20 protein-coding genes are annotated in these 21,549 nt (G+C 67.7%); 16 read left to right on the forward strand and 4 right to left on the reverse strand.

The annotated features are described in order from the left end of the window. Positions 1-285: 285 nt before the first annotated feature. Genes EV279_RS05200 through EV279_RS05250 form a run of 11 tightly spaced genes read left to right on the forward strand, consistent with a single transcriptional unit; the run spans position 286 to position 10,814 of the window. Positions 286-1,032, forward strand: a complete 747-nt coding sequence (locus tag EV279_RS05200; protein ID WP_133541822.1) for an SDR family oxidoreductase — start codon at positions 286-288, stop codon at positions 1,030-1,032. Positions 1,033-1,047: 15 nt separating this feature from the next. Beyond that, positions 1,048-2,211 carry a mandelate racemase/muconate lactonizing enzyme family protein gene (locus EV279_RS05205; RefSeq protein WP_133541823.1) on the forward strand — a complete coding sequence of 388 codons (1,164 nt, stop codon included), beginning with the start codon at positions 1,048-1,050 and terminating at the stop codon, positions 2,209-2,211. A gap of 29 nt (positions 2,212-2,240) precedes the next feature. Next, positions 2,241-3,035, forward strand: coding sequence for a hypothetical protein (locus tag EV279_RS05210; protein WP_133541824.1), 795 nt, complete (start codon positions 2,241-2,243; stop codon positions 3,033-3,035). Positions 3,036-3,060: 25 nt separating this feature from the next. Then, complete coding sequence (locus EV279_RS05215) at positions 3,061-4,050, forward strand: aldo/keto reductase (protein ID WP_133544630.1); 990 nt, start codon at positions 3,061-3,063, stop codon at positions 4,048-4,050. Next, the gene (locus tag EV279_RS05220) at positions 4,047-5,111 is read left to right on the forward strand and encodes a beta-propeller fold lactonase family protein (protein ID WP_133541825.1); all 1,065 of its coding nucleotides are present in this window, start codon (positions 4,047-4,049) and stop codon (positions 5,109-5,111) included. The genes EV279_RS05215 and EV279_RS05220 overlap by 4 nt, the downstream gene beginning before the upstream one ends. Positions 5,112-5,114: 3 nt before the next feature. Beyond that, positions 5,115-5,759: a bifunctional 4-hydroxy-2-oxoglutarate aldolase/2-dehydro-3-deoxy-phosphogluconate aldolase gene (locus tag EV279_RS05225; protein ID WP_133541826.1), complete on the forward strand. Its 645-nt coding sequence runs from the start codon at positions 5,115-5,117 to the stop codon at positions 5,757-5,759. After that, the gene (locus EV279_RS05230; protein ID WP_133541827.1) at positions 5,756-6,697 is read left to right on the forward strand and encodes a sugar kinase; all 942 of its coding nucleotides are present in this window, start codon (positions 5,756-5,758) and stop codon (positions 6,695-6,697) included. Before EV279_RS05225 ends, EV279_RS05230 begins: the two co-directional genes overlap by 4 nt. A 22-nt stretch (positions 6,698-6,719) precedes the next feature. Beyond that, positions 6,720-7,589: a fumarylacetoacetate hydrolase family protein gene (locus EV279_RS05235; protein WP_243728445.1), complete on the forward strand. Its 870-nt coding sequence runs from the start codon at positions 6,720-6,722 to the stop codon at positions 7,587-7,589. Next, on the forward strand, positions 7,586-9,034 hold the full coding sequence (locus EV279_RS05240; protein ID WP_133541828.1) for an aldehyde dehydrogenase (NADP(+)): 1,449 nt from the start codon (positions 7,586-7,588) through the stop codon (positions 9,032-9,034). The genes EV279_RS05235 and EV279_RS05240 overlap by 4 nt, the downstream gene beginning before the upstream one ends. Continuing rightward, positions 9,031-9,735, forward strand: coding sequence for a ThuA domain-containing protein (locus EV279_RS05245; RefSeq protein ID WP_133541829.1), 705 nt, complete (start codon positions 9,031-9,033; stop codon positions 9,733-9,735). Before EV279_RS05240 ends, EV279_RS05245 begins: the two co-directional genes overlap by 4 nt. Before the next feature lie 5 nt (positions 9,736-9,740). Continuing rightward, positions 9,741-10,814 carry a Gfo/Idh/MocA family oxidoreductase gene (locus EV279_RS05250; protein ID WP_243728446.1) on the forward strand — a complete coding sequence of 358 codons (1,074 nt, stop codon included), beginning with the start codon at positions 9,741-9,743 and terminating at the stop codon, positions 10,812-10,814. A gap of 93 nt (positions 10,815-10,907) precedes the next feature. On the opposite strand, the gene EV279_RS05255 is transcribed toward EV279_RS05250, so the two are convergent. Then, positions 10,908-11,672, reverse strand: a complete 765-nt coding sequence (locus EV279_RS05255; RefSeq protein WP_133541831.1) for a FadR/GntR family transcriptional regulator — start codon at positions 11,670-11,672, stop codon at positions 10,908-10,910. Between the two features lie 87 nt (positions 11,673-11,759). Between EV279_RS05255 and EV279_RS05260 the strand changes: the two genes are divergently transcribed. The 5 genes from EV279_RS05260 (at position 11,760) to EV279_RS05285 (ending at position 17,285) form a co-directional block, all read left to right on the forward strand. Beyond that, entirely contained in the window at positions 11,760-12,857 is a 1,098-nt protein-coding gene (locus EV279_RS05260) for an enolase C-terminal domain-like protein (RefSeq protein WP_133541832.1), read from the forward strand. Between the two features lie 57 nt (positions 12,858-12,914). Then, positions 12,915-14,255 (forward strand): extracellular solute-binding protein, encoded by a 1,341-nt coding sequence (locus tag EV279_RS05265; RefSeq protein WP_133541833.1) that lies wholly within the window; start codon positions 12,915-12,917, stop codon positions 14,253-14,255. Positions 14,256-14,265: 10 nt separating this feature from the next. Then, on the forward strand, positions 14,266-15,183 hold the full coding sequence (locus tag EV279_RS05270; RefSeq protein WP_208109474.1) for a sugar ABC transporter permease: 918 nt from the start codon (positions 14,266-14,268) through the stop codon (positions 15,181-15,183). Then, a complete protein-coding gene (locus tag EV279_RS05275; protein ID WP_133541835.1) occupies positions 15,180-16,085 on the forward strand; it encodes a carbohydrate ABC transporter permease in 906 nt (301 codons plus the stop codon). Before EV279_RS05270 ends, EV279_RS05275 begins: the two co-directional genes overlap by 4 nt. Positions 16,086-16,763: 678 nt before the next feature. After that, positions 16,764-17,285: a DUF1877 family protein gene (locus EV279_RS05285; protein ID WP_166644454.1), complete on the forward strand. Its 522-nt coding sequence runs from the start codon at positions 16,764-16,766 to the stop codon at positions 17,283-17,285. 592 nt (positions 17,286-17,877) lie between these two features. Here the strand turns inward: EV279_RS05285 and eda are convergent. From eda to EV279_RS05305, 3 genes are read right to left on the reverse strand one after another with little or no spacing between them, the layout of a single operon-like run. Further along, a complete protein-coding gene (gene eda / locus EV279_RS05295; protein WP_133541838.1) occupies positions 17,878-18,528 on the reverse strand; it encodes a bifunctional 4-hydroxy-2-oxoglutarate aldolase/2-dehydro-3-deoxy-phosphogluconate aldolase in 651 nt (216 codons plus the stop codon). Position 18,529: 1 nt separating this feature from the next. Continuing rightward, positions 18,530-20,752, reverse strand: coding sequence for an alpha-amylase family glycosyl hydrolase (locus tag EV279_RS05300; protein WP_166644456.1), 2,223 nt, complete (start codon positions 20,750-20,752; stop codon positions 18,530-18,532). Between the two features lie 23 nt (positions 20,753-20,775). Beyond that, positions 20,776-21,528: an SDR family oxidoreductase gene (locus EV279_RS05305; protein WP_133541840.1), complete on the reverse strand. Its 753-nt coding sequence runs from the start codon at positions 21,526-21,528 to the stop codon at positions 20,776-20,778. Positions 21,529-21,549 lie beyond the last annotated feature (21 nt).

The following is a 21,549-nucleotide window of genomic DNA, read 5'->3' on the forward strand; positions in this document are numbered from 1 at the left end:
TTCGCCGGATGCGGCCCGATCACCGCCAGCGCGGATCCCAGGTCATCGGTCTCGATGAGGTGGAACAGCCGGTCCCCCGAGCGCCAGATGGTCCAGTTGTCGATGCCTGCCTGCCCGAAAAGGGCGGCCAGGTTGTCAGGGACCCGCGCATGCGTCCCGCAGTATCCCGCAACTCCTCCCGGCCGGATGACCGAGTGGAGGACATAACAGGCCATGATGCTCCTTATTTGACGGTTGTCTGACAAATAGTGTACCTATGGAAGTGTCACATCGGAGAGGACACACGTGCAGAGCTTCGAGTCGGTGCGCCTGCAAGGGCGGCATTGCGTCATCACTGGCGCAGCTTCGGGCATAGGCCGGGCGACGGCGGAGCGCGTCGTGGCGGAGGGCGCGCACGTCACCGCGATCGACATCGACCGAGACGGGCTCGCGATCCTGGCGGGCGAGCACCCCGAGAGGGTCACTCCGTTGGCGTTCGATGCGGGGGACCCCGGCGCGTGGTCCGCCGCGTCCGGGCAGCTGAGAAGCCTGCAGGTCGATGGTGTCCTGCTGAACGTGGGCCGAAACCTGCCTGGCCGCCTCACCGAGATCAGCAGGGAGGACTGGGACTCCGGACTCGCGGTCAACCTCGGGTGCGCGGTCCACGGGTTCCGCGCCCTCGCGCCGCGTCTTGCGGCGGGCGGCTCGGTCGTCTTCACCACCTCGATCCACGCATTCCTCGGATTCCGAGGATCCCCCGCGTACGCCGCGGCGAAGGGCGCGCTGACAGCACTCACACGGCAACTCGCGGTCGACTTCGCGCCGGGAGTGCGGGTGAACGCCGTTGCCCCCGGAGCGATCGAGACGCCGGCCTGGGCCCGGCGCGATCAGCATTTCCGGGACGCCGTCGCGCGACAGGTGCCGCTCGCGCGGCTCGGCAGCCCCCATGAGATCGCCTCCGTCGTTGCCTTCCTGTTCTCATCCGACTCGTCCTACCTGACGGGCCAGACGATCGTCGTCGACGGCGGCCGCATCGTCGGCTCGGGCGACTGAAATCGAAGGAACCCCGTGAAGATCGATCGCATCCGCACGCTCACGGTGGGCGCCCCGACGCCCGGGACAGGGCGGCTCACCGACAGGAACTACCTGTTCGTGATCGTGGAGACCAAGGACGGGATCACGGGCATCGGCGAAGCCACCCTCGAGGGACACGACCACGCGGTGCGGGGCCTCATCGAAGACCTGGCGCCGCTGGCGATCGGGCAGGATGCCCGGCGCATCTCGTATGTCACGCAGAAGCTGCGCCGTCAGAAGTTCTGGGGCGGAGGCGTGGTCAAGGGCTCTGCGATTGCGGGCATCGAGCTCGCCCTCTGGGACATCCTAGGCAAGGCCGCCGGACGGCCGGTCCATGAGCTGCTCGGCGGAGCGGTGCGCGATCGCATCCGTGTCTACGCGAACGGGTGGAGCGGCGGGGCGACCGACCCGGTCCAGGTCGCCGATCTGGCCCTCCGAGCGTACGAGCGCGGGTATCGTGCTTTCAAGTTCAGCGTCGCCCTTCCGATCGACCCGGTGAGGGATGCCGTCGGGGTGCGCACGATCGTCGGTGTCGGCGAAGCGATCCGCGCCGCTGTCGGGCCGGACTGCCCGATCATGCTCGATGGTCACGGGCGCTACGACGCCCACCTCGCCATCGAGTTGGCGCGGGCGCTGGAACCTGTCGACCTGCTGTTCTTCGAAGAGCCGGTGCAGCCGCATCGGCCGGACGACATGCGCCGCGTCAGTGAGGCGGCGCCCATGCCGATCGCCGCGGGGGAGCGGCTCACGACCAAGGAGGAGACCCTGCCTTTCCTCGCGAACGGCGCGCTCGCCGTAGTCCAGCCTGACCTTGCGCACTGCCATGGTCTGGCCGAAGCGAGGGACATCAGCGTCACGGCCGACCTCTTCGGCGCGTGGGTGGCACCCCACTCGCCGATGAGCCCGCTCGTGACCGTCGCGTCCTTGCACCTGGACGCCGTCGCGCCGAACTTCCTCATCCAGGAGCGACTCTTCCTCGACGACTGGCGCGACGACATCATCGACCGACCGCTGGTGGTCACCGACGGCTACCTTCCCGTCCCCGCCGGGCCCGGCTGGGGGGTCGACCTGGACTGGGCGCTCTGCGAGTCGAAACCGGAGATCACCGTGGAGATGCCGCAGCTCGTGCGTTCCGACGGATCGGTCGCCGACTGGTGAGCTTTATACGATTCTCTTCCTCCGCCGGAGTGACGGCAGTGGTGGACCCCCGGCGCGGCGGCAAGATCACTTCTCTGCAGGATCGCTCCGGCTCCGAGTGGCTCGCACAGACCGACCCTGCACGGGAAGTGACGGCCGAGGCGCGATTCGTGGACGCCGAGATGGCGGGGTGGGACGAGTGCGCCCCCACGATCGCCGCGTGCACCGTGCGAGGACGGGAGCTCCCCGATCACGGCGACCTGTGGAACCGACCGATGACGCCCGACGGTCAGGAGCTGCACGCCCACGGCGAGACCTTCGAATACCGGTTCTCCCGATCGATGTCAGAATCGCCCGGCGGTGGAATCCGGCTGACCTACGAGTGCTCGACACCGCTGAGGAATCTGCCGTTCCTCTGGGCAGCACACCCCCAGTTCCTGGCGGAAACCGGCAGCAGCGTTCAGATCGACGAGCGCGCCTCGCGCGCACTCGATGTCGAGCACCCGGAGGTCGGCTACGTGCCATGGTCGGAAGAGCTCGCGACGATCGATTCGCTGGAGCGCGGAAGCACTCGCAAGCTGTGGGTCCATCCAGACGAGGCCCCGACCTGGGCGAAACTGGTCTCACCGAGGCGAGGCACGCTTGCGCTCTCGTGGTCCGAAGGATGCCGCTACCTCGCTGTCTGGTTCGATCATGCTGCCGTCAACACGCAGCCTGTCATCGCGATCGAACCGGCCCTCGCCTTCTCCGACTCCCTCGCCACCGCGATCGAACTCGGCCGCGCGGCACACCTCGAGCCGGGCAAACCGCTCCGGTGGTGGGTCGACATCGATCTGGCCGACTGACCGCACAAAGGGAAACACCGATCAGATGAAACCCCACGCATCGCCTTCCCGTGGCGCCGCCCTGCTCAGCAGCCTGGACGAACCCGTCGGCTTCGGGGCAGCGCCACTGGGCAACATGGGTCGCGAGATCTCGGATGAGCAGGCTCACGCGACGCTGGCCGCGGCCTGGGCCACCGGCATCCGTTACTTCGACACCGCCCCGCACTACGGACTGGGACTGTCCGAGCAGCGGTTGGGTGCCTTCCTGCGCGAACAGCGTCGAGACGAGTATGTGCTCTCCACGAAGGTCGGTCGCGTTCTCGAAGCGAACCCCGACTTCGCGGGGGGACGTGACCTCGACAACGGCTTCGACGTGCCGAACAGCCTGGTGCGCCGTTTCGACCCCTCTGCGGAGGGCATCCGACGCAGTCTCGACGCATCGCTCGAACGCCTCGGGATCGACCGGATCGATGTGCTTTACCTGCACGATCCGGACCAGTATGACCTGGATCGCGGGATCCGGGAGGGTCTGCCGGCGCTGGCCGCCCTGCGGGACGAGGGCATCGTCGGTGCCATAGGCGTGGGCGTGAACAGTGCGGAGGCAGCCTCTCGCGCCGTACGAGAAGCCGACATCGACATCGTGATGATCGCCGGTCGATATACGTTGCTCGAGCAGCAGGCGGGCGAGGAGCTCCTCCCGCTCTGCCAGGAGCGCGGAATCGCCGTCGCTGACGCCGCCGTGTTCAACTCCGGACTGCTCGCGGTCAACGAGCCTCGGGCGGGAGCGCGCTACAACTACCGCCCGGTCGATGACGATGCTCTCGAGCGTGCTCGCATCCTCGCGGCGACATGTGGCCAATTCGGGGTCGACCTGCCTACCGCAGCGCTGCACTATCCGCTCCGGCACCCAGCCGTGGATGTCGTGGTCATCGGATCGTCCCGTGCCGAGCAGATCGTGGACAATATGGCACGGCTGCGCGCATCCGTGCCTGACGAGCTCTGGCGCCGCCTTCGCGATACGCAGCTCGCGCCATGAGCGGCGCGGGGGCTGGAACACGGCTGTTCATCGGGACCTATACCTCGCGGCGTCCGCATGTGGACGGCAGAGGAAGGGGCATCCATGTGGTCGACTTGGACATCGCTGCCGGGGAGTTCGGCGCGGTGGACCTGGCCGCGCGGACTCCCTCGCCGTCATACCTGGCGGCGTCGGCTGACGGAGTTCACATCTATGCGGTCAACGAGACCCCGTGCTTCCCGGACGGGGCGGGTGGCGTGTCGGCCTTCCGCGTGGAGGGACGCCGGCTGATCGCGCTGGGCATGCGTTCATCCGTGGGGCGCGCGCCGTGCCACCTGACCGTGAGCCCCGACGGCCGCTACGTTGTGGTCGCCAACTACCTCGACGGTGTCGTCAGCGTTCTGCCGATCGCAGCGGACGGAGGGCTCGGGGACGCCGTGGCCGTGCATCGCCCCGCGGGGAACGCCTCCCGGGCGCACCACGCGGCGTTCGACCCGGTCACGGGCGAGCTGCTCGTGACGGATCTCGGCATCGACGCGATCCGGTTGTTCTCGCTCGGCCATGGCGGCGGTCTCGTCGAAGATCGGGCGAGGCGTATGAACATCGCGCGCGACGCCGGGCCGCGCCACCTCGTCTTCGCGCCGGATGGCAGCGGGCTGTTCGTCGTCAACGAACGTGCGGGCACCATCACGGCCGCATGCCGCGACGGCGCGCGGTTCGTGGTCGCAGCCACGGTCGCGATGTCCGATGCGGACTACGGGCGCGGGCACCGGGCGTCGGCAGCGGCATCCGCTCTCAGGCTCAGCCCCGACGCACGGCACCTGGTCGCCGGCAACCGCAGCCGGGACAGCATCGCCGTCTTCCGCGTCTCGAGTGACCCGCTCATGCTCGAGTTCGCGCGCGAGCTCCCGGCGGGCGGCAGAACTCCGCGGGATCTCACGTTCGTCGCCGACGACCTGCTCGTGGTCGCCCACCAGGACGATTCCACGCTCGCCGCGTTCCGCTTCGATCACGAGGTCGGCACTGCGCAGCCGCTCGCCACTGTCGAGGCTGCCACCCCCGTCGCGCTTCTGGAGGCCTGAACCGTGAACATCGCTCCACCCCGCCCATCGCCGGTCGGCGGCCGAGTGTTCGGCATCATCCGAGAGCGCGACCCCATGATCGCGGTCGCCGTCGCCGTGGCGGCGCGCGCGGGCGGCATCCGCGCGATGGAGGTGTCGTTGGTCACTCCAGGGGCCGGTGCCGTCGTCGGAGAGCTCGTCGCCCGCTTCCGCGACACGACGATCGGCGCGGGCACCGTCCTCACCGCTGCCGACGCGCAGACCGCGATCGATGCAGGCGCGCGTTTCGTCGTCTCCCCGGCCTTCGACACGGAAGTGCTGGAGGCGTGCCGGGATCGAGGCATCGCCTACTACCCTGGCGTCCTCACGCCGCAGGAGGTCTGGAACGCGACCAGATCCGGAGCGAGCGCGGTCAAGGTGTTCCCGGTCAATGCCATGAACGACGACTACATCCGTGACCTTCGCGCTCCATTTCCCCAGGTCGCGATGATCGCCGTCGGGGGAATCGACGTGGCGCGCGGCCGACGTCACCTCGCCCACGGGGCGGTGGCGATCGGCGTCGGCTCGCCCCTCTTCATCACGCCGGAAGGCGCTCGTACCGGCGATTCCGCGCATCTCGCGGCCATCACGCGTGCCGCGGAACGGTTCGCCGCGCTGGAGGCGTCATGACCGTCGACATCGTGACGCTCGGCGAATCCCTCGGCGTGTTCGCGGCCGATGGAACCGGTCCTCTCCGCCATGGGAGGGCCGTGAGCTTCCGCATCGCCGGGGCCGAGTCCAACGTCGCCATCGGAATGCGCCGGCTCGGAAAGTCCGCCACATGGATCAGCGTTCTCGGCCGTGACGCGATCGGGGCCGCCATCCGGCGGGAGCTTCGCGCCGAAGGCGTCGAGGTCCTGGCCACCGAGTCGCCGGACCCGACCGCCGTGATGGTCAAGACCCGCAAGACCCCCGACATCAATGCGGTGCACTACCTCAGGCGGAACTCGGCGTTCGCGCGGGCGGGGCGCGATGCGTTCGACCTCACTCCTCTCCGCTCGGCACGGTGCTTCCACTTCACGGGCATCTCCCTCGCCCTCGGCCGGGGACCGGTCGAAGCACTCCGTCAGGCCGTCGCGGATGCGCGCGCGGCGGGTGCCGTCGTCTCGATGGACTTCAATGTGCGGCGCTCGCTGTGGGTGCCTGGCGAGACCGACGAACTGCTCGCCGAGTTCGCCGCCGAGGCCGATCTCGTCTTCGCCAGCGCAGACGAGGCCGCCCACCTGGTCCGCGGCGACCACGAGGAAGCGCTCGCGCGAGCACTCCTGCACCTCGGCCCCTCTGCTGCCGTCGTGAAGCTGGGCGCCCGGGGCGCCCTCATCGCCACCCCGGAGGGAGTCGAGCGCGCGCCGGCCGTAAGCACCACCGTCGTCGATGCGATCGGCGCGGGGGACGCCTTCGCCGCCGGGTTCCTCGCGTCATGGCTCGACCACTCCGCGCCACTGGCCGCACTCCGGCAGGCAAACGCCGTCGCCGCGTTCGCCGTCGCCTCCGAGAGTGACTGGGAGAACCTGCCCAGCCCGACCGACCTGTCCGTCTTCGACGACGTCGACGACGTCATCCGCTGACCCAACCCACCAGGAGACGCCCGTGAAGATCGTCCGCTACGAATCTGTGCCCGCCAACGAACCGGCTGTCGGTGTCGTCGTCGGCGATGCGATGTATCCGCTCCCCGTGACGAGTGTGGGCGTCCTGCTCGCACTGGGACGCGCCGAGTTGAACGCGCTCCTGGCGAACGCGATCGCGGGCACCCCCGCGGAGCCGCTTCCGTCCCGCCTGCTGCCGCCCATCGACGGCCGCACCGAGGTCTGGGCTTCAGGAGTCACCTATACGCGCTCGAGGACAGCCCGCATGGAGGAGAGCCAGGACGCGGACATCTACGACCGCGTTTATAACGCGGCGCGCCCCGAGCTGTTCTTCAAGGCCCCCAGCTGGCGAGTGATCACCGATGGCGATGACGTCTGGCAGCGCAACGACTCCGCCCTCAACGTCCCTGAGCCCGAGCTCGCGCTGGTGGTCAACGCCGACGCGGAGATCGTGGGACTCCTCGCTGCGAACGACATGAGCTCCCGCAGCATCGAGGGGGAGAATCCGCTCTACCTGCCGCAGGCGAAGGTCTACGACCGCAGCTGTGTGATTTCGAACGGCATCGTCGTCATTCCGGGCGGCGAGGTCGGTTCCCACGAGATCGTCCTTCGCATCGACCGCGGGGGTGGGACCGTGTTCTCCGGCACCGCGAACAGCTCGCAGCTGCACCGCACACCCGAGTCGCTGGTGGCCGACCTGTACAGCCAACTGGAGTTCCCCGAAGGAGCCGTACTGAGCACCGGGACGGGCATCGTGCCCGACCTGGAGTTCGTTCTCGAGGACGGCGACGTCGTGGTCATCGACATCGAGGGCGTCGGCTCTATCCGGAACGTCGTGCGCACCGCGACCCCGAAGACGAGGGCCTTCGCATGATTGCGACGGCCGACGCCAGCGCCGCGGCCGCCGATGTCGATGCAGCTCTCGCGGGCATCGACGCCACGGCCCGTGAACTCCGGCGGCAGAGCCCCGCGGTGCGAGCCCGACAGCTGAGCGCGATCGCCGATGCTCTCGAGGGGCACCGTGCCGAGCTGGTCGCAATCGCCGCCGGGGAGACGAACCTCGAGGCCGCTCGATTGAACGCCGAGCTGACCCGCACCACCAACCAGCTTCGGATGTTCGGGCGGGTCGTCACCGACTCCCGGTCTCGGACCGAAGTCGATCCGGCAGACCACGTGTCCGGAACGCCCGATGTCCGACGCACGACGCGGCCCGTCGGCCCTGTTGCGGTTTTCGCCGCCGGCAACTTCCCGTTCGCGTTCGGTGTGGCCGGTGGCGACACCGCGTCTGCGCTGGCCGCCGGGTGCCCTGTCGTTGTGAAGCGGCATCCCGGGCACCCTCGGCTCTCCGTTCGCACGGCCGAGATCGTCGTCCAGGCGCTGGCGGGGGCCGGCGCGCCCCACGGTACCTTCCGCAGCGTGGACGGCTTCGACGCGGGGGTCGCGCTCGTCCAGCATCCGTCCATCCGCGCCGCAGCCTTCACGGGATCCACCGCGGGTGGAAGGGCGCTCTTCGACCTGGCCGCTTCGCGCGACCGGCCGATCCCGTTCTACGGCGAGCTCGGCAGCATGAATCCCGTGTTCCTGCTGCCCGACGCCGTGCACGCCGATCCCGGAGGCGTCGCCGACGGGCTGGTCGAATCATTCACGATGGGAGCCGGGCAGTACTGCACCAAGCCGGGGCTCGTCTTCCACCCCTCCGACTACGACCTGGCCGGCATCCTCGCGGAACGCCTTGCAGACTCCGCGACGCTCGCTATGCTGAGCGCCTCGGGCAAAGACCGCTATCTGCGGGCCGTCGAGCAGGTCGCGGCGTCGACGGCCGTGCGCATCGCGTCGGGGCGCCTCGGCGACTCCGTGCCGCTGGTGCTCACCACGTCGCTCGACGAGTTCATCGCCGACATCGATCGCCTTCAGAACGAGTGCTTCGGCCCCGCCACGCTGCTCATCGAGTATGACGATGTCGCCCAGCTGGTCGGTGCCGCCCGCGCGCTCGAAGGATCGCTGACCGCATCCATTTTCACGAGTCGGGAGACGGATGCTGAAGACCGCGCCGCTCGGACGGGGCTTACGGCTCTGCTCGACGAGCTGGCGGAGCTGGCCGGGCGGATCATCTTCAACGGGTGGCCGACCGGGGTCCCCGTGGGTCGAGCGACCACGCACGGAGGCCCGTACCCGTCATCGACAGCGGTGCTGCACACCTCCGTGGGCGTGCACGCCATCGACCGATTCCTCCGGCCGATCACCTACCAGAACGCGCCACCCGCGCTGCTGCCGGTCGGGTTGCGAAACGGGTCAGAACACGAGGGAGAAGAGTCGTGACGGACGTGAGGAAGAACGCGCTCGTGGTGCGCGGCGGATGGGACGGCCACCAGCCGTACGAGACCACCGCGCTGTTCCTGCCCTTCCTCCACGACCACGGCTTCGAGGTGCGCGTGGAGGAGGGGAGCGGGATCTACGCGGATGTGGACTACCTGGAGACCGTGGATCTGATCGTGCAGTGCAACACGATGAACACGATCGAGAAAGCGGAGATCGCCGGGCTCATCGGAGCGGTCCGCTCCGGCACCGGACTGGTGGGCTGGCACGGTGGCATCGCGGATTCGTATCGCAACAGCGCCGACTACCTGCAACTGATCGGCGGCCAGTTCGCCCACCATCCGTCCAAGGCGCAGCCCGAGGACCTGCCGGACGATGCTGCCCGTAACTTCGTGCGCTACACAGTGAACATCGTTCCCGAGCAGGCCGATCATCCTCTCGTTCGAGGACTGGCCGACTTCGAGCTGACCACCGAGCAGTACTGGGTGCTGTCGGACGACTACAACGACGTCCTCGCGACGACGACGCTCGCCGCACGCGACTACGACCCCTGGAACCGTCCGGTCACGTGCCCTGCGGTGTGGACGCGGCAGTGGGGGGAGGGCCTCATCGTCGTCGTGACACCGGGCCATCAGCTGGACATCGTCGAAGACGCCAACGTGCGAACGATCATCGAGCGGGGGATGCTGTGGGCTGCACGCTGACGTCCGTGCGCGTGGGCGTGGTCGGCGTCGGCGCGATCTCCTCGCAATACCTCGACACGCTCGAGCGGCTCGACGTCCTGCACCTGGCCGCCATCGCGGATCTCGATCCCGCGCGCGCGGCGGCGGCCGCGGCCGCGCGGGGAGTCCGTGCCTGCACCGTGGATGAGCTGATGCACGCCGATGATGTCGACCTCGTTCTGAACCTCACCATCCCGGCCGCGCACGCCGAGGTCGCGCTCCGAGCAATACAGGCGGGCAAGTCTGTCTATGGCGAGAAGCCGCTCGCCACCACTCTGGCCGATGCACGAGAGGTGCTGGATGCGGCGGCCGTGGCGGGAGTCGCCGTCGGTTGCGCGCCCGACACAGTGCTCGGCACCGGCATCCAGACCGCTCGAAAGGCGATCGACGATGGGCTGGTGGGCGCCCCGATCGCCGCGACCGCGGTGATGGTGGTGCCCGGCCATGAACGCTGGCACCCCAACCCCGACTTCTACTACCAGCCGGGCGGCGGGCCGCTCCTGGACATGGGGCCGTATTACATCACCGCACTCGTGCACTTGCTCGGACCTGTGGAGTCTGTCATCGGGATGTCGGGGCACACGCGCACCACCCGGACGATCGGTTCCGGGCCGCGTGCGGGGGAGATCATCGCGGTCGAGATCGACACCCACGTCACAGGCGCTTTGCGCCATGCCTCGGGCGCGATCTCGACGCTGGTGATGAGCTTCGACGCGGTGGGTACGCGGTCGGCCAGCATCGAGGTGCACGGGGATCGGGCGTCGATGAGCGTGCCCGATCCCAACAAGTTCATCGGGGCGGTGACGGTTCGCCCCCTGGGTGAGACCGAGTGGAGCGAGCTGGATCCGACCGCCGGCTACATCGACGCGTCTCGCGGCATCGGCATCGCCGACCTCGTGGCGAGCAGCGGCGAGCCACGCGCTACCGGCGAGGTCGCCTTCCATGTCCTGGAGGTGATGCTCGGCGTCCTCGAGGCGGCCCGGTCGGGTCGCACCGTCGTCATCGCGAGTCGGTGCGACATTGCGGCAGCGGTCCCGCTCACCGAAAGTTCGGGGGCCTGACTCTCAGTGCACGATTGCGGTGCGGTGCAGACCCGCAGGTCGACGCGCTCGGCACCGGCGGGTGGTGGAGAGCACCCCTGGCTCGCCCTGCGCCTATAGGGGCGTGCTGAGCAGCCAGCGACTGGAGATGTGCTTGGCCATCTCCAACGCCGCGGCTTCGGCATCCCCCGCCTGGAGGTGGTCGTAGATCCGCCGGTGGTCGGCATTGGCGGCTGCGTAGATCTCGCGGCCCCGGTCGCCGAGCACGTTCGTCCCGCGTACTTCGCGAACGAGACTCGACACGACCGTGCGGGCGATCTCGTTGCCCGATGCGTAGTGGATGGTTCGGTGGAAGTCGCCATCGGCGCGGTAGAGCTCGTGCGGTTCAGTGGCGACATCCATCGTCTCGAGCGAGAGCGCCATGCGTGCGAAGTCCTCCGGCGAAAGGTGTGCGGCTGCGCGGCGCACCATGTCGGCCTCGAGTCCGCTGCGCAGAGCGACGACGTCGCGCCGAAGCCGCGAGTCGTCGTCGTTCCGGAGACAGGCGCGCAACACGTCGGGATCGAGCAGATTCCACTCCGGCCGAGGGAGCACGGTCGAGCCCTCGCCCTGCTTCACCCGGATGAGCCCCTTCTGTTCGACGAGCTTCACCGCCTCTCGCACCACCGGGCGACTGACACTGAACGACGCGCCCAGACTAGCCTCGGTCGGAAGGGATGCTCCGGGGACGAACACTCCGTCGACGATCTGGTCGACCAGGATTGCCGCGATTCTCGTGCTGAGCCGTGCCGGTCTGTCGACAAGGTTCTTCGCGTCAGCAGGGATTTCGATCGAGGCTTTGGAAGCCACGCCGGGCCTCCTCTCCGTTCGGCACCACATCCTTCGTCGCCGAATCTACACCATTTCACTTGACATCGGTTGTCCGACAACTTACATTCGACGAAGCACACTCGTGAAGGAAAGTCAATGAAGATCACCGACGTCGATGTCCTCCGTGTCGACACCCCGCCGGCCTCGCCTCCGTTCCATTGGCGACACGGGCTTCCCAGCAGCAGCCGCGGCGGGGCATGTGCCGTGCTGCGCGTCCGCACCGATCACGGTCCCGACGGCGTTGCGTTCTCGAGCAGACCGGGGAGCGCAGTCGTCATGACCGAGCTGGTCGACCGCGTGCTGCGGGAGGAACTGGTCGGTCGTGATCCCTTCGCGCGGGAGCTGGTGTGGCACCGGATGTGGGAGCTGGATCGTATCGAGGAGTTTCCGCTGCCGCTGTTCGGGCTCGTCGACATCGCGCTGTGGGACTTCGCCGGCCGGTACTACGACTCGCCAGTCTGGAATCTCCTCGGAGGCGTGCGCGAGTCCATCCCGGCTTACGCTTCAACCTCCACGTTCCGGACCGTCGAGGAGTTCCTCCACGTCGCTGACCAAGCTCTGGAGCTGGGGTATCGAGCGATCAAGCTGCACGCCTGGGGCGACGCCGTCGCCGATGGCCGCCTCGCGATCGCGCTGCGTGAGCACGTGGGTGACGACATCGATCTGATGTACGACGGATCGGCCGGTTTCGACCTACCCGATGCAATCCGACTCGGGCACGTCCTCTCCGATGCCGACTTCCTCTGGTACGAGGAGCCGATGCGCGAGTTCTCGATCGGCGCCTACGCGCAACTCGCTTCCGCCGTGAAGGTGCCGCTCCTCGTCGCCGAGACCTCCGATGGCGTCCACATGAACTCGGCGGACTTCATCCGCGCCGGCGCGGCGACCTTCGGGGTGCGGGCGAGCGCCATCCTGCGAGGCGGAATCACCGGCTCGATGCGAACCGCGCATATGGCAGACGCCTTCCAGGTGCGGGCGGAGATCCACGGGTCCGCGGTCCCCAACCAGCACTTGGCCATGGCGATCAGCAACACCACCTACTACGAGTCGCTCGTCACCTCGAATCCCGTCCGCCGAGAGGCGATCGTCGGTGCCGACGGGCTCGTCCGGGCGCCCCGTCATGCCGGGATCGCACTGCCCGCGGGCCTCGAGTACCCGACCGAGCTCGAGAGCTACGCCGCCGACGCTGCGTGACGACGACGAGAGGCCCGTCATCGGGCCGCATCCACCACCCAGGAGAATAGGAAGACGATGAAGTCATACATTTCCCGCGCGGCACGGCTCGGACTCACGGGCCTTGCTGCGCTCGCTGTCACGGCGGTCACGGTCACCGGATGCGCAAGCGCCGATGTCGCCGTCGTATCCGGAGAGTTCGCACCCGTCGAACAGGACTCGTCGGCGCCGCTGACGGTGTGGGTGGACGCTGCTCGCGAGCCGGCCGTACAGGACTACATGAGCGCCCACCCCGACATCGACATCAGCCTCGTGACGTATGACGGCAACCCGAACACGCTGCAGGCGAAGGTGTCGCTGTTCAACAAGGCCGGCGAAGGTTGGCCGGATGTCGTCTTCTCGACGGGCTTGTTCGGCCTCGAGCCACTGACCACAGGAGAGCAGCCGTTCGCGGCCCCGCTCAACGACGGCATCTTCCCTGACGAGAAGATCGAGGGATTCGCTCCCCGGGCGCTCGATCCGTGCACCGTGGGTGAGACGCTCTACTGCATTCGCAACGACATCGCGCAGAACGTTTTCTGGTACAACCAGAAACTGTTCGACGAGTTCGGATACGAGGTGCCCACCACGTGGGAGGAGTACGAGGCGCTCGGTGAAAAGGTCGCGGCGGAGCATCCCGGGTATTCGCTCGGCGAGATCGGCGACTCATTCGGCGCGTTCCAGTACTTCTGGGGTTCGCGTTGTCCCGCGAACCAGCTCGACGAGGGTGAGTTCACAGCGGACCTGACCGACGAGCACTGCATCAAAATGGCTCAGCTGCTCGATCGGATGATCGCCAACGGGACCGTCCAGAAGTCAGGTGCGCTGACCGGCGCAGCGTACGTGCAGGGCTTCGCCGACAAGACGCTCGCGATGGTCGGGCCCTCTTGGTTCGGCGCGTTCGTCTTCCGCGACGCGCTGAAGGTGCCGGCCGGTCAGATTGCCGCAGCCCCGCCCCTGCAGTGGGAGGGTGACACGGACACCACCACGGGCAACGTGGGAGGTGGAGTCTGGTACATCTCGGCGCACAGCGAGAACCTCGAAGCGGCTTCGGATGTCGTCGAGTACCTGACCACCGACATGGGCGTGCTCGAAGGAGCGTCGACATACCCCGCGTTCGAGAGCGGTGCCGCGGCGTGGCTTGAGAACCCGAAGAACACCGGGTACTACGCCAACGATGTCAGCGAAGCCTTCCGGATCGGTGTCGACTCCATCTGGGACGGCTGGTCGCAGACCGCCCGCGTCGATCAGCAGTCGATCTGGTCGTCCACAGTGCTGACGAGCTTGGCGAGCGGCAAGACCCTCGAGGAGACCCTCCCAGCGTGGCAGGCCAAGGCGCGCAACCTCGCGGGCGCCGCCGGATACATCGTCACGGAATAGTCCTATGGTCATGCTCGACTCTCCGAAGGTCGACGAGCCGAAAGTGCAGGGCCGCCGCATCACGCGGCGGCCCGGCCGCTCCGGCTATCTGTTCGTCGCCTTCTATTCCGTGTTGCTGCTCGTCTTCGGAGTACTTCCCGCCGGGTACGCCCTCTATCTCTCGTTCACGAACGCCCTCGGGCAATTCGTCGGACTCGGCCAGTTCGTCAAGGTCTTCCGGGACTTCCGGTTCGGTCCGGCCTTCGCGAACATCGCGGTCTACGTCGTGATCTGGGTTGCCGTGCTCCTGGTCATGACCGTGGGCCTGGCCCTCCTACTGCGCCAGCGGGCCCGGTCCGCGTCCTCCATCCTTCGTTTCCTCTTCTACGTTCCAGGTGCACTGGTGGGCGTCGCGAGCATCCTCGTGTGGATGTTCATGCTGGACCCGGCCGTCAGCCCCGCATCGTGGGTGCTGAGCGTTTTCGGTCTCAATGATCTGAGCGCCGTCGTGGCGCCGCAGAACCTGCCGATCATCTTCGTCATCATGGCGTTCTGGACGGGTGCCGGCGGCTGGATCGTCATCATGTACGGCGCGCTCAACAACATCCCCGACGAGGTCATGGACGCTGCGCGGATGGATGGGGCATCGGCTCTGAAGACGGCGGTGTTCGTCCAGATCCCCATGATCAAGCAGTGGATCGCGTACATGGCGATCCTCGCCTTCGCGGGCGGGACCCAGTTGTTCGCCGAGCCTCAGATCTTCGGGACAGCAACAGGCGCGGTCGACCCAGCGTGGTCGCCGAACCAGCTCGCTTTCCTCTACGCGTTCCAGAACAACGACTTCAACGGGGCCGCCGCGATCTCGATGTTCCTGCTGCTGGTGGCGCTCGCCGGCGCGGTTGTCATCATCACGCGCACCGGCGTGTACAACCTCAAGGACGACGAATGACCGCCGCTCGCAGCACGAAGGCACCCGATGCCGCGGGCCGTGGTGTCCTCCGCGCCGCGTCCTGGCTGTTGCTGGCCTTCACAACGGTCTACTTCATCGTGCCGGTGCTGTGGCTCGTGATCACCCCCTCCAAAGATGACTCCGCGCTCGTGCGGTCCAATCCGCTTGCCTTCGGTTCGCTCGAGAACATCAGCCGCGCATGGGCGAACCTTCTCGAGTTCCAGGACGGTGCCTACCTCACCTGGTTCGGCAATTCGATCTTCTACTCGGTATCCGCACTCGTGCTCACGGTGCTCGCGTGCATCCCGGCCGGGTATGGGCTGGCGATGACGAGATTCCGCGGACGGACGCTGCTGCTGGCCGCCACCCTGATCGTCATGCTCGTCCCGGACACCGCGCTCGTTCTTCCGATCTACCTCGAACTCAGCGCGGTCCATCTCACGGGGACGCCCTTGTCAGTCATCCTGCCGTTCTCCTTCTACCCGTTCGGCGTATACCTCACGTACATCTACTACTCGACAGCGCTCCCGAAGGATCTGCTCGCTGCGGCGCGCATCGATGGGTGCAACGAGTGGCAGCTGTTCACGCGTATCGCCCTGCCCTTGGCGAAACCGGTCATCGCGCTGGTCGCCTTCTTCGGGTTCGTCGGCAACTGGAACAACTACTTCCTACCGCTCGTGATGCTCGCTCGCGACGAGACATATCCGCTGCAGCTCGGCTTGGAACAACTCGTCGCAGCCACTCCGGCCTTCAACCCGGGAATCGGCGGCGGCAACCTCGAGATAAATCGACCCGAACTCGCGCTCGCAGTGCTGGTGGCGGTCCTCCCGGTGCTGCTGCTCTTCATGTTCTCGCAACGCACACTGGTGTCGGGCATGCTCGCGGGGGCGACGAAGGAATAGCGCCCGGCGGCAGCCCGAGCGCCTTGAGAGCCGTCCCGTCGCCCTCGAACTGCAGTATTTCGAGGTTGCGCGATGAGATGACCAGGTGACCCCAAGTGAGCGTGAGCATTCTGCGGGCTCGGATTGTCGACGACGCTTGAAAACTGGGCCAGTGCGACGGGCGAAAAGTGGGCCACCAGTTCGTCGTTTGCTCAGTCTGCCGGATCCTGTGTCTTGATGCTGGGGAGGCTGTCGATGCCGCTGCCGCGGAGCCGGTAGCTGGCGCCTCGGAGCGTTAGGACGTGGGCGTGGTGAACGATGCTAAGGGAGAGTCCCCTCACGGGGAGCGGAGGGCTCAGATCCTCCCCTCTCCTCAAAAGAGTTGCTGATCAGACGTAATTTACTTCGATGCTGCTAGCAAGGGCGCCATGTCTGCAACGTTCGTGGAGCGTCCGAGGCTTAGCGATCAGCAGGCGTCCGTGAGCGCTCGCTGATCAGTCTGCTTGGTTGGGACCGGGGAGGCGAGGACCCAGCCCATCCACCGGTGAGACCGCGAGCGCGAATCCCTCGGGCTCCAGGGTCCATGCAGAAGTCCCCCTCGGTCGCCTCCGTTCCTCCACAACGGCGGATCCGGGCGGGCTGTCCCTCGTCCGTCGAATGCCACGATCGGCGCGACGTCCTAGTCGCGATGCTCGCTGCATGGGAATCCGGTACTACGCATATGCCTTCGACGCCGACCTCACTCAGCAGGCGGTCGATGACCCGCACAGCATCCTCTCCAGCGATCCGCTTGCTGACGCATGGGGCCTGGAGCCCCACGCGGCGATGAGCGTCGCGACGTTCGAGCAGGTCTCGCCGAAGCGCGACATGCTCTATCTCGACAAGGCGTGGTCTGCTTTGCAGTCCCTGACGCGCTCGGGGGCCGGAAGCCCCGCCACTGGTTCGTGCTACCGCATGTTCGAGGGAAATGTGACGATGCACGACATGGGCTGGGAGCCGTGGGTGAGGACGATCCTCCCGGAGGAGGTGCCCTCGATTCGGGACGAGCTCTGCGCGATCGACGAGTCTCAGGTGCGATCCTGGGCGCGCACTTGGCGCAGCCGGCACGGAGCCGACGACGGCGACGAGCTTCGCTATGTCCTCGACTACCTCGGGCGAGCGCAGGATTTCGTCGAGTCGCTCGCGACGGAGGGCCGCGGAATGGTCTACCTCATCGGGTGACTCGGTCCGACGCCGCCCCGTCAACGGATGTCGGTGTGTTCCTCCAGGATGGCCGCGTGCCCGCCGTCGCCCACGTTCTGGGCTCGGCCAGTTCGCGCAGCCCGATGCGGCATGGGAGCTGCTTCGAGCGGCAGTGCACCCGTGGTCGCCGGTATTCTCGGCACCCATCCGAGCGGAGACGAGCGCCGGCGCGACGCCGAGGAGCTGTACGAGCGGATCGATGCCGACCTCGAGCGGCTCCGGGCACAGGGGCTGATCCTGCCGTTGACTGCGAAGGGGTACTGCAGGGAGTGGCGGTCGGCCGGCTTCCTGGTGCGTCGGCCGTCATGGGAAGCGCGGGTGAGACGATCGAGCTTTCCCCGGATGCGATCGCCGGGATCCGTTTCCTGCAGGGTCGCGCCGCCCCGCGCTCCAGTGTGACCGAGTCTCGGCTTGCGTGCCTAGCGGCGCAAGTCCGTCGACTCGAGTACGTCGCAAGCCCGGGGAACATCGGTGCGGGCGCTCCGCAGGGTGTCAATTGCACCGTCGAGGGGTTTCTCGACGACGCCAGAGATGCGGCGAAGCAGCCTGTGCCGGCGCGCCGCGCGCGAGATCAGGCGCGAAGGCCTACAGCTCCGCGCACAAGCTCGGCGATTGCGTCGAAGCATCCCTCCTCGACGAGCGCGCGAGGGGTGACCCAGCTCCCTCCCACCGCTGCGACGACGTCGATGTCGAGGTACTCCCGCGCGTTGGCTGGTGTCACGCCGCCCGTCGGGACCCACCGAACGTCTGGCGCGACGGCCGACAAGGCACGGATCGCGGCCGGCCCTCCACTGGCCTCGGCGGGAAAGAACTTCACCGTCCTCGCCCCGTCGTCCAGCGCGGCCATCAGCTCGGTCGCCGTCGCGACGCCGGGGATGAGGGGCACGCTGAGCCTCGCTGCCTCGGCGGCAACCGCGGGAGAGTGACCGGGCGACACGAGGAAGCGCGCCCCGGCCTCGACGGCCTCGCCCGCCTGCCGAGCGGTCATCACGGTTCCCGCACCCACGAGGAGTTCGTGATTATCCGCCAGCGCTCGGAGAGCATCGGCAGCCCCCGGCCGTCGAAGCGTCACCTCAATGACCGGCAGTCCCTCCTCGACCAGGACCTCGGCCACCCGGTCCACCCCCGCGCGACCGCGCACGTCCAGCAGCGGGAGCACGCGCGACCGTGTCAGCGTCTCGAGGAGCGCCTCCTCGACGGAGTCACGCTCGTTCCCGGTCATCTCAACTCTCGCCGACCCGGCTGAGGACGCGGTACTCGCCCGGTGCCAGAGCTTCCTCGGAGATGCCAGAGAGCGTAAGCGGCGACCACCCGCGCGCGTACGCCTCGGGGAGGGCGACGTCGGTTGTCCCTGTCGCGTTGGCGATCACGACGATGCCGTCGTCGCCGCCTCGTCTGAGGATGAACAGGTCACCGCTCGGGTCGCTCTCGACATCGAACGCGGCGGGGGACGCCCAGAGGTCTGGCCGCCGCGCGCGAAGCGAACCGAAGAGCGCGAGTTCGTCGTGGATGCCCTCTTCCCCTCCGGTGAACATCATGAAGGGGCCGTCGAGAGCGAGGAATGTGACCGCCAGCATCCTGGTCGCCTCGATACCGAATTGCTCTCGCCGCCACTTCCCGCCCCAATGTGGCCACCAGAACGTGTCGTGGGAGTCGATGTGATGGGCGGTCTTCGATCCCTCCGGCAGGAACAGGTCGCGATCGCGCATCCACAGCATGAACTCGCGGGCGGTGCGCACGCCGTGACGTGTCCGCGCGGCGGGGTCGGCCAGGGCGCTCACCAGCCATTGCTCGTCGTAGTTGTAGTTCAGATCCATCGAGGCCCGAAGCAGGTGGCCGGACGGCTCCGTATACATCAGGGCGTCGGCCTTGGCGCTGCGGATGTCTTCACGGAGCTCCTCGAACAGGGGAACGCAACCCAGAGCCGAGAGGCTCGCCCGCCCCCGAGTGCTCTCCGACCAGTTGGGGAAGTGGTTGTAGGTCGGGGCGTCGAAGCGGAAGCCGTCGATGTCGAGCTCTCGCACGAGGTGGAGCATCGACTCGCGGAAGTACCGTTGCCACTCGCGGTTGCGCGCGTCGAAGGCTTTCGTATACACACCTGTGACCTGCCCGTTCGAGTCCCGGAAAAACCACTCCGGGTGCTCGTCCTCGAGAGGCGTGCGGGCCGGTGACCCGCCTCGCCACGCGTCGGCGAAGTCGTGGATGTGGCGCGACCATGCGATGAGGTAGGACGTCGAGTCCGAGACGTCGGTGCCCAGCGTGTCGCCGGGCTCATCCTCGAGGCGGTCCGCGAGTGGCCCTCGCGCAATGCCGTCCAGTGCGGCGTTCACCGATTCCTGATCGACGACACCGTGGAGCAGTACATCGAGGATGACCCGGATTCCGCGGTCGTGGGCTGCGCGAACGAGGGCACGAAGCTCCTCTTCGTCGCCGTAACTCGTCGTGATGTCGCCGTAGTCGTGGACGTTGTAGCTGGGGTACGGCTGCTTCGGCATGAGCTGGATGACGGAGAAGCCGAGACGGGAGATCCGTTCCAGGTCGGCCGTGACTTCCGCGATGGCCCCATAGCGGGTGTAGGTGTTCCCGCCCCAGAAGTACGACGTCCCGATCTGCACCTCGTAGATCTGGGCCGCGTCGACCCACTCGGGCTTGCGGTCAGGCGATCCGAGGCCGTACCGCTGCGCCCAGCGCGGCCATTGCGCGCGAACGGCGTCGAATCGGGCACGCTGCACGTCGAGGGTCACCAGGGTCACCTCGGCGGCGTTCTCCCCGTCGAGCGCGGCGGCGAAGTTCGTCGCGACATCCATCGTCACCGATCCGTCCTCCCCCGCAGAGACGACGATGTCGGGGATCTCCGATCGCTGTGTCGGCCACACCGTGGTGGTCCCGTGCTCGTCGGTGAGGGCGACGATGCCGCTCGATCCGCGCAAGCCGCCCAGCGGTGAGACGCCGACCGTGGTTCCCGTCAGGTCGGCGACCGGCACGTCGGGGCGAAGGCCGTTCCCGGGCGCGTTCACCGTCGCGACTCCCTGATCGTGCAGGGTCACAGTCGCCCGGACGTTGCGCACGACGATGCTCTCGCCAGGGGTCAGCTCGAGAGCGACCTCCACGTACGGCGAGGTGGGGAACAGCCGGTACATCACACGGCCGGGGACTCCCGCGAACTCGATGGGGACCGCGACCTCGTCGAAGGTGCCCCGATGCGTTCGAGCGGCAGCTCCGCCCGACGCCGAGACGGTCTCGGTCCGGGTGTCGAGGTACTGCAGACCGCCCGTCCACCCTCGGTCCTCGGTTCCGCCTGTCTCTATGCTCACGGAGATCGAGAAGGCTCGCACCAGCTGCCCGTCCCCGTCGCTGAGGGTCAGGCGGACGGGCAGTCCCGTGGCCGGGTCGAGGTCGATCTCGACGGGGGAGTCGACACTCCGAACGGTGGCGAGGGATGTCATGCGAGCTCCTTCGGTGGTGATGGTCATGACAGCGTTCCGAGCGAACTTCCGGCGTCCACCGTCATGATGGAGCCGGTCATGCTGGCCGCGGCGGGGGAGGCGAGGAAACCAACCGCGTCCGCGATCTGCTCGGCGGTGTGGGGGCTTCCCAGGGGGATGGCCTGGGAGGCGCGAGCGGCGTACTGCGGTTCCGTCTCGAACTGGGTGCGGGCGAGGCCCGCCATGACGATCCCCGGGGCGACGGCGTTCGCCCTGATCCCATGCGCCGACAGCTCGAGAGCGGCGGTGCGCATGAGCTGATTCATCCCGGCTTTGGAGGCGCTGTAGGCGGCGATCTCGGGCCACGGCCGCTCCGCGACCCAGGAGCTGATGAAGATCAGGTGCCCCTTCACCTCCTGGGCGATCATGCGCCGCGCGGCCGCCTGGGCGGCGAGGAAGGCGCCGGTGAGGTTCACCTCCAGGGTGCGCCGCCATACGTCCGGCTCGATGTCGAGGAAGGGTTGAGCGGCTACGGTTCCGGCGCAGATGACCGCTACGTGGAGAGGCCCGTCGCCGTGCTCGATGACGGCGGACACGTCGGTCGCCGACGTCGTGTCGGCGTAGCGGTATCGAACCGCGGACCGTGTGGTCAGCTCCGCCGCACGAGCCCTGCCGACATCGTCGGGGAGCACATCCGTGATCAGCGTGCGATATCCCTGCCTCGAGAGGGCTTGCGCGATGGCGCCGCCGATGTCGCCGGCTCCGCCGGTCACCACCGCGGTGGGGTGGGGTGTCACTGTGCGACGTCCTTCCGGTGA

It is taken from the genome of Microbacterium sp. BK668, from assembly GCF_004362195.1.
GTDB lineage: Bacteria > Actinomycetota > Actinomycetes > Actinomycetales > Microbacteriaceae > Microbacterium.